Here is a 7,558-nt window from a genome sequence, read left to right as displayed (position 1 = left end):
ATATCTATTTTGACTGTTCCGACGCTATCGCGAGCAAGCTCGCTCCCACAGTGGTTTTGGGTTGTCTGAAACATCCAAAGATAATAATTATTCTCGTTTAACCCTAAATCCCTCCCCCCTCCTTCGTCTTTGAACAAACGGAATTTTTCCCTCGACGACAAGGAGTCGGCTGCGATGTTCGCGCCTATCACCCGTTCCATGACTTTCACCCTTGGCCTGTGCGGTGCCGCACTGAGCCCGGATTTGCTGGCTGAAAACGAGACCGAGACAGCGCCATCAGCGCCCACGCTCATGCTCGGCGCCACCAGCGTCACCGCCCAGAACCTGGGCAGCACCACTGAAAACACCGACTCATACACCACCGGTTCCATGAGCACGGCCACCCGCCTGAACCTGTCGATCAAGGAAACTCCGCAATCGGTCTCGGTGGTCACTCGCCAGCAAATGGACGACTTCAAGCTCGGTACATTGTCCGAAGCGATGAGCCAGACCACTGGCGTGGTGGTCCAGCACAATGACTCGGACCGGGTCAGCTATTCCTCCCGTGGTTACTCGATCAACAATTTCCAGATCGACGGGATGTTGAATACCTTCAGCTACATGAAGTCCGACTCCGACACCATCATCTACGACCGCATCGAAGTGGTCCGCGGCGCAACCGGGTTGACCACCGGTGCCGGTGATCCATCAGCCACCATCAACATGGTGCGCAAACGCCCGACTTCGCAGTGGGAAGCCAAGACCGGTGTCAGCGGCGGCAGCTATGACGATTACTACAGCTACCTCGACGTCGGTGGTCCGCTGGCCTTCGACGGCCGCCTGCGCGGACGCGGCGTGGTGGCCTATCGCGACAGCGATTCGTACCGGGACAAATACCAGCAGCAGCGAGAAGTCGGTTACGGGGTCCTGGAAGCAGACCTGACGGACGACACGGTGTTGGCGGTGGGTTACGACTATCAGAACAAACACGTGCAAGGCACATCCTGGGGCACCGTGCCGTACTGGAACTCCGACGGCAGCAAGGCCAACCTCGGGCGCTCGACCAACATGGCTACGTCCTGGAGCTCGTGGCCGCTCAAGGACAAAACCGCGTTCGCCAATCTCGATCACCAGTTGGGCGGCGGTTGGCAGCTCAAAGCGGCGTACACCCATCGCGAAAGCGATACCGACGGCAAGATCTACTACGGCGGTGGCGGCTTCCCGAACGCGGATCGCAGCGGCATGGTCGCCAACGTCAGCCATATGATCGGCACGCAGAAAATGAAAGCCTATGACTTCAACGTTTCCGGTCCGTACTCGCTGCTGGGGCGTGAACACGAATTGATGGTCGGGTATGGCGAGGCCGAGCGCAGTGAAGAATCGCCCTACACGGTGGACGGCCCGCGAGCGGCGGATTACGAAAATGTCCCCGACTGGAAATACATGGGCAACATCGCCAAGTTCCCCGACACCGTTACCAGCCAGACCGGGGCCAGGGACTACACCCGGCAAAAGGCGGGTTACCTGGCCACGCGCCTGAACCTGACGGATGAACTGCATGCGGTACTCGGCACCCGCTATGGCAGCTGGAAAGCCTCCAGCACCACCAACAGCTATGACGATAGCCTTCAACTGAGCAGCGTCGATCGCAGCAGCCAACAACACAACGACATGTGGACGCCCTACGCCGGCCTGCTATACGACCTCACCCCGGAATACACCGTTTACGTCAGCTACACCGATATTTTCAAACCGCAGTCCGAACGCGACAGCAGTCGCAAATACCTTGAGCCGGTGGTCGGCAGCAACTATGAATTGGGCCTCAAAGGCAGCTTGCTGGAAGAGCGACTGAACCTGGCCACCGCGCTGTTCTGGAGCAAGCAGGACAACGTTGCCGAACTTGACGACTCGGTGCCGCCAGACCCGGTCACCGGCGAGGAGTTCTATAAGTCGGGCGGCAAAGGCAACAAGGTGCAGGGCTTCGAAGCCGAGCTGTCAGGGGAAGTCATGAGCGGCTGGAATATGACTGCCGGTTACACCTACACGCACTCGGTCAACGGCGAAGATCAGCGCAACAACACCAACCAACCGCTGAACATGTTCCGCTTCTCGACCGCTTATCACCTGCCCGGTGAGTGGCAGGCGTTGACCGTCGGTGCGGCGGTGAACTGGCAGAGCGACGTCTACCGCGCGGCCAATCGCCCGATCGGGCGCCGCGCCAATGGCAGTCTGGTCACCGAACGCACGGACATCGAGCAGGAGGCGTACACCGTGGTCAACCTGATGTCGCGCTATCAATTCGACGACCACTTGTCGGCCTCGTTGAACGTCAACAACCTGTTCGACAAGAAGTATTACGACAACGTCGGGTTTTACAACGGTGTGTATTGGGGTGACCCGCGCACGGTGACCCTGAGCCTGGACTGGAAACTCTAGGCGATGTTAATTCCCATTTAACGGAATCGGCGGATAATGAGGCTCGACTTTGATTCATAGACTCATGGACGAAAGGCATCCGACACCTGTAAGTGGGAGGCACACCATGAAAAGATCTACGTTGATCCTCGCCGTCATCATGACGCTGGGCTCCGCCAGCGCCTTTGCCGAAGGCGGCGCCGAACGGATGCGGTACTACTACGAAACGCTGCATTACAACCAGCAAGTGGCGCTGGGCAATATCACGCCAGAACAGGCGAAAGAACTGCGCGTCCCGGACGATCAAACCGCGCAGGTGACCGAGTCTTACAGACCGAAATGATTGTTACACCTCTGACTGCTTGCTCTTCAGTCAGAGAAACCTGTTGGGCGTCCTGATGGACGCCCTTTTTTTCGCCCGGATTAAAGTGGCTTGATCCAGAACATCATGCGCCCGTGTGCCGGGTCGAACTCGCCAGGCGCAAAACCGAACTTGCCGTAGGAGGCCTGCGCCACCGCATTACCTTCCAGCACTTCGAGGGTGATTTTGCAGCAACCGCGCTGGCGGGCGATTTCCTCGACTTTTTGTAACATCCGCTGGCTCAGGCCCAATCCACGAAACTTTGGCACCACGGCCACATCGTGCACGTTGACCAATGGCCGACAGGCAAAGGTCGAGAATCCCTCAAAACAATTGATCAGCCCCGCCGGCTCGCCGTTGACAAAGGCCAACACGCTGAACGCATGGGGACGCTTGGCCAACTCGCCCGGCAACTGCTCCAGAACGTCGGCGGGCAAGGCGTGGCCGCCGCCCATCGGGTCTTGGGCGTAACTGTTCAGCACCAGCCCGATCGCCTCGGCATGCACCGGATTGGTGAAGCTGGCTTGCAGTACAAGTATTTCTGCGGAATCCATTTCCATCCTCGAAAACATTAAATGACCCCAGCGCGCAGTTCGCCCTGGAAGGCCGCACGACGATAGCGCGAGCGCTTTGTGGCGACAATCGGATTAATCCTAATGTCCCCAGATCAACGCCTCGGTCCACCCCAGTTCGGCAAAATCCTCGGCCCGCAGATGCGACTCACCGACACAGAAAAACTCGTCCAGTTGCGGCGGTTTGACTGAGGTGCCGCTGAGCATTGCGTGAACCTGACCTCGATGATGAATCTGGTGCTCCAACAGATGCGAAAGCATGCGCAAGCGACTGTCGTGCTGCGGCGTGTCCCGGGCGATGGTCACGACTTTGCCCAGGTCGGCATCGCGCAGTTGCTCGCAGTAGGCGATCAGACGACGGTCGACCTGCGCCTGCTCGCGTTTGAGGTCCGGGGCTGATGTGAACGGCTCGTCGTCCTTGAAGAACACGAAGCAATCGGGATGCGGCTCATCACCGCGCAATTCGCGCTCAAGGGCGTCCACGTAGAACCAGTCACAGGTCAGGATGTGGTTGAGGGTCGCGCGGATGCTGGGAAAGAAACTGACCCGAGGGGCCTCCAGATCTTCCAGGCTCAGCTGACTCCAGGCCTTGGCCAGTCGGTGATTGGCCCAGGCGTTCTGGTAAGCCATGGTCAGCAAGTGGTGGGAAAGAGGTTGATTCATGGTCAGTCCTCCTGGATATCAAACCTCAGCGAAACGTTGCAGCTGCATTTCCTGCAAACGACTAAGGGTGCGGCGGAACGGGAATTCCAGATAACCCTCGGTGTACAGCGCATCCATCGGCACCTGAGCTTCGAGATAGAGCGGCACTTTGCGGTCGTAGCACTCGTCCACCAGGGCGATGAAACGCCGCACACCGTCGTCATGTACCGACAACTGCGGCAATTCACGGTCACCGGCCTCGACCCGCACAGCAGCGTCTTCAGTGCCCCGGGCGATGCGTCCGGCACGCTTTTGCGCGCTGAGGTTGGGCACGTCACTCAACAGGATAGCGCTGAAGGTGTCGCACAGGGCCATGAAATCCATGGCGGCAAACGGTTGTTCGCAGAGATCGGTGTAGCGGCACCAAAGCACGGTTTGACTCGCCTGCACCACCGGCAATGAACGGTAGCCGACCTTGATCGGCTCGCTGGAAACCGCTTGGCCAACGGTCAAAAGCTCGAACACCTCTGCCAACGCACTCGGCTGCCCCGGCGCGGCCACCCAATATCGTTGCAACCCCTGCCCCGGATGCAGGCGATGATCTTCGCCGCCGTCCACCGCGATCACCTGCATGTGCTGTTTGATCGCAGCGATGGCTGGCATGAAACGGTCGCGGTTGAAGCCATCGGCGTACAACTGGTCAGGGGGCAGATTGGACGTGCAGACGACGACCACGCCCTGCTCGAACATCACCTGAAACAAGCGCCCGAGAATGATCGCGTCACCGATGTCATTGACGAACAGCTCGTCGAAACACAGCACCCGCACCTCTTCACTGAGTTCGCGGGCCAGCGCCTTCAACGGGTCGGCAGTGCCGGTCAGCTGAAACGAGCGCTGATGCACCCAACCCATGAAATGGTGAAAGTGCTGGCGCCGCGCCGGCACCCGCAGGTTTTGGTAAAACTGATCCATCAACCAGGTTTTGCCGCGCCCGACCGGGCCCCAGAGATACACGCCACTGATCGGCGTGCGCCCTTCGTGCAGCGCCTCATGGCACTTTTGCAAGGCCCAGACGGCATGTTCCTGGGCTTCGTCCTGGACGAAGCCCTTCTGTTCGATGGCGTGCTGCCAGGCGCTGAGGGGAGAGTCGACATTCATGCGCGGCAGTATGCCACCAGACAGCGACCGCTACAGTGAAATGTCCAGCCGGGCGATCTTGCCTTGGTCGTTCAGGCGAAACATGTAACGCAGTTCCAGTGGGCTGCCGGGGAACGTGCCGGAAATCAAGCCATTGACCAGCACTTTGCCGGTGCGCTGCTGCACGCCGAGCACTTCGACCCGAGGCTGGTAACGTTCGGCGGTGTCCTGCATCCATTGGGCGATGGACTGGGTGCCGATCCGGTGCTGGCCCTCATCGAACACATTGGCATCTTCGGCGAAGAAACTGCCGATTCGCGAAGTGTCGCGAGCGTTGGCGGCGGCAATGTAGGCGGCGATGGCAGGCGCCAGTGCAGAGGCGGGATTGGACATGTTACAGCTCCTTGTTTGTTGATTCTGGAGCCATGCTAAAACAGCGCTGTGTCAGTTCTTGTCAGGAGTGAAACGCCCGGCATCATCCAGTTGCATCTGCTTGCGCCAGGTGCGCAGCAGGTCACTACGCCGCCCCGGATAACGCTCGCCCTGCTCGCTTGCTTGGGAAATCCGGTCGGTGCGAAAGGTGCGATATGCGCTGCGCAATTCGCACCAGGCGACGATGATTCGCACTTCATTGAGAAACCCCAACGCCAATGGCCAGATCAGCCGTTGACTGGGCACTTGCTGGGCATCGGCGTAATCGATGTGCAATTTGGCCTGATTGCGAATAGCCTGACGAAACACATTCAACGGCACCGCATTTGGCGCGAAGCCATAACCGGACGGCCCCGGCATGACGGTCGGGTTGTGCAGCGCGTCCAGTGCTTCAGGCGCCAGCACTGCGGCAATCTTGGCCAAGGCATCGGCGGCGGCTTTGCTCAGCACCTCATCGCCGCGCTGATCCACGTAACGCAAGCCCAACACAATAGCTTCGGTTTCATCGGCATTGAGCATCAGCGGCGGCAGGAACAGACCACTGCGCAGCACGTAGCCAATCCCCGCCTCGCCATAGATTGGCGCGCCCAGTGCGGTGAGTTCGGCGATGTCGCGGTACAGCGTGCGTTCGGAGATCTCCAGTTCGCCGGCCAGCGTCGCCGCCGTCACCGGGCGGCTTTTACCGCGAAGCACTTGCAACAACGTCAGTAAACGGGTGGTTCGCGACACGATCGGCAGCTCTGTGCGGAAAATTCGTCGGAGCTTAGCAGAGCTCCCTGTCAGAAACTGGCAGTAGTCGATGCGCCCGTTTGTCGAGGTTTTGGCGTTCCAGAAAAATGCGCCTTGACGATTTAAATGACTAGCATCATATTTTATAAATGTTTTTGATCATCTAAATTAACCGCGACGTTTCCTTCTGGAGTCTTCCCCATGCATTACAAGGTGTTTGGCCGTAAAACCGGCTTGCGTGTATCCGAACTGGCATTGGGCGCCGGCAACTTCGGCACCGGTTGGGGCCATGGTGCGGAACGTGACGAAGCCAAAGCCATTTTCGACGGTTACCTGGAGGCTGGCGGTAACTTCATCGACACCGCCAACGGTTATCAGGGCGGTCAATCCGAAGCCATGCTCAGCGAATTCATTGCTGCCGAGCGCGATCGTCTGGTCATCGCCACAAAATACACATTGGGCACGACCCCGGCCGCCGGCATTTCCCACACGGGTAACAGCCGAAAGAACATGGTTCGCGCCGTCGAAGAGAGCCTGAAGCGACTGAAAACCGATCACATCGATCTGTTCTGGGCGCACATGAGCGATGGCGTGACGCCGATGGAAGAAATCCTGCGCGGTTTCGACGATCTGGTACGCGCCGGCAAGATCCATTACGCCGGACTGTCGAACTTCCCGGCGTGGCGCATCGCCCGCGCCGACCTGCTGGCCGAAGTGCGCGGTTTTGCACCGATCGCGGCGATTCAGGTCGAGTACAGCCTCGCCGAACGCACTGCCGAGCGCGAACAACTGCCGATGGCCGAAGCCCTCGGTCTGGCCGCGACCCTATGGTCGCCACTGGGCGGTGGCTTCCTCACCGGCAAGTACCGCAACAGTGAGGGCGACAACCGTGCGAGCAAACTGGGCATGCTGGTTCACGCCGAGAAAAGCGCCCGTGAAACCGCCCTGCTCGACACCTTGCTGGCCGTTGCGGCAGAACAGGCGACCAGTCCGACCCACGTGGCCATCGCTTGGCTGCGGGAAAAGGCCAAGCGTTCGACCACTGCGCTGATTCCGATTCTCGGCTCACGCACCCGTGAGCAACTGGATGCAACCTTGGGCGCGTTGAATGTGCAGTTGAGTGCCGAGCAACTGGTGCGTCTGGATGGCGTCAGTGATGTGGCCAAAGGTGTGCCGCATGAAAGTATCAGCGGTTCGTTTTCACGGTTCAGCGGTGATGAAACCCTGGATTTGCCGATAGTCCCGGTGGCCTGAAAAAGCATCGCGGGCAAGCCCGCTCCCACAGGTTTAA

8 protein-coding genes are annotated in these 7,558 nt (G+C 59.2%); 3 read left to right on the top strand and 5 right to left on the bottom strand.

What is annotated here, in order from left to right; genetic code table 11:
- The first annotated feature begins 174 nt into the window (after positions 1–174).
- On the top strand, positions 175–2,415 hold the full coding sequence (locus ACW9JC_RS27050) for a TonB-dependent siderophore receptor (protein WP_457458833.1): 2,241 nt from the start codon (positions 175–177) through the stop codon (positions 2,413–2,415).
- A 106-nt stretch (positions 2,416–2,521) separates the two neighbouring features.
- Positions 2,522–2,737 carry a hypothetical protein gene (locus tag ACW9JC_RS27045; protein ID WP_448107775.1) on the top strand — a complete coding sequence of 72 codons (216 nt, stop codon included), beginning with the start codon at positions 2,522–2,524 and terminating at the stop codon, positions 2,735–2,737.
- 80 nt (positions 2,738–2,817) lie between these two features.
- Here ACW9JC_RS27045 and ACW9JC_RS27040 read toward each other — a convergent pair whose 3' ends face one another.
- The 5 genes from ACW9JC_RS27040 to ACW9JC_RS27020 all read right to left on the bottom strand — a co-directional run bounded on the left by ACW9JC_RS27040 (position 2,818) and on the right by ACW9JC_RS27020 (position 6,267).
- Positions 2,818–3,309 carry a GNAT family N-acetyltransferase gene (locus ACW9JC_RS27040; protein ID WP_338580753.1) on the bottom strand — a complete coding sequence of 164 codons (492 nt, stop codon included), beginning with the start codon at positions 3,307–3,309 and terminating at the stop codon, positions 2,818–2,820.
- A gap of 99 nt (positions 3,310–3,408) precedes the next feature.
- A complete protein-coding gene (locus ACW9JC_RS27035) occupies positions 3,409–3,990 on the bottom strand; it encodes a DinB family protein (RefSeq protein WP_457458830.1) in 582 nt (193 codons plus the stop codon).
- Between the two features lie 18 nt (positions 3,991–4,008).
- Complete coding sequence (gene zapE / locus ACW9JC_RS27030) at positions 4,009–5,127, bottom strand: cell division protein ZapE (protein ID WP_457458828.1); 1,119 nt, start codon at positions 5,125–5,127, stop codon at positions 4,009–4,011.
- 30 nt (positions 5,128–5,157) lie between these two features.
- Positions 5,158–5,499, bottom strand: coding sequence for a nuclear transport factor 2 family protein (locus ACW9JC_RS27025; protein ID WP_338580750.1), 342 nt, complete (start codon positions 5,497–5,499; stop codon positions 5,158–5,160).
- Between the two features lie 51 nt (positions 5,500–5,550).
- Positions 5,551–6,267 (bottom strand): helix-turn-helix transcriptional regulator, encoded by a 717-nt coding sequence (locus ACW9JC_RS27020; protein WP_338580749.1) that lies wholly within the window; start codon positions 6,265–6,267, stop codon positions 5,551–5,553.
- Between the two features lie 201 nt (positions 6,268–6,468).
- On the opposite strand from ACW9JC_RS27020, the gene ACW9JC_RS27015 reads away from it, so the two are divergent.
- The gene (locus ACW9JC_RS27015) at positions 6,469–7,521 is read left to right on the top strand and encodes an aldo/keto reductase (protein ID WP_457458825.1); all 1,053 of its coding nucleotides are present in this window, start codon (positions 6,469–6,471) and stop codon (positions 7,519–7,521) included.
- Positions 7,522–7,558: the final 37 nt, after the last annotated feature.

This window comes from Pseudomonas sp. SDO5591_S426 (assembly GCF_054070755.1).
Note: the sequence above shows the minus strand (reverse complement) of the source record. Positions and strands in the feature narration are given on the sequence as shown.